Source organism: Psychrobacter urativorans (genome assembly GCF_904846675.1).
In the GTDB taxonomy this organism is placed as follows: Bacteria; Pseudomonadota; Gammaproteobacteria; order Pseudomonadales; family Moraxellaceae; genus Psychrobacter; species Psychrobacter urativorans_B.
Map to the genome: position 1 here is coordinate 1 of NZ_CAJHBT010000058.1, position 827 is coordinate 827.

The 827-nt window shown below is 43.3% G+C and carries 1 protein-coding gene; it reads right to left on the bottom strand.

The window, feature by feature from the left end; all coding sequences use genetic code 11:
* Positions 1–651, bottom strand: a 651-nt coding sequence (gene mobQ, locus JMY06_RS11695; protein ID WP_201618416.1) for a MobQ family relaxase, incomplete at its 3' end; no start/stop codon positions are given.
* Positions 652–827 lie beyond the last annotated feature (176 nt).

Consider the following 827-nt stretch of genomic DNA (forward strand, 5'->3'; position numbering starts at 1 on the left):
GGGTAGTTGCTTTAGTCCTCTGTCTTTATGACTTCTGTGGTCTATAGTTACAGGGATATTAAGTTCCTTCATGTAGCCGTTAGTCAAATCCGCCCACTGTTTTCGGATTGTCTTTAGTTCATCCTTGGCACTTGGTAAGCCACGCTCTTTAAGCTGGGTATTGCTCATTTCAAGCTGTGATTTACTGGTTAAAGTTATTTTGCCACTCTCTAGCCGTTCCAGCTTGCGAGTGGTTAACATGATGTGGGCGTGATGGTTGCGGTCATCGCCTTCCTTGTCTGGCGTGTGAATGGCAACGTCAACGGCAACGCCATATTTGTCAGCTAAGTCTTTGGCAAATTCATTAATCAATTCACTGCGGTCTTGCTCTGATAGCTCGTAAGGTAAATTAACGACAATCTCTCTTGCGGTTCTACTGTTCTTGCGTGTTTCGGTGGTTTCGGCTAAGTTCCAAAGTTCAGCCCTATCAATTTTTAAATTGTTGGGCGTGTGCAATGAGGTTTCAACAACTCCGCTTCGCTTGGTGTAATCGTGTTCTTTGCCTGTGCGTTTATCTTTGATTGCAATACCAGCACGATAAGCAATAGACGCAGTGGCGGTTCTTCCGCTACTGCGTGATACTGGCTTAGTTGATAGATGGTAAATGGCCATTCTTTTTGTCTTTTGGGGGTTAAGGGGGTTTCCCCATTACGAATTAGGAAAACTTGATATACTGTAACAACGTGGAATGTTAGCATAGTTTTCGTAAGTTCGCTCTTGGTCAGAGGGACTCAATCATCTTCTTCTATAATACATTGCTTTACTAGTTTATAGTACACACCTCAATC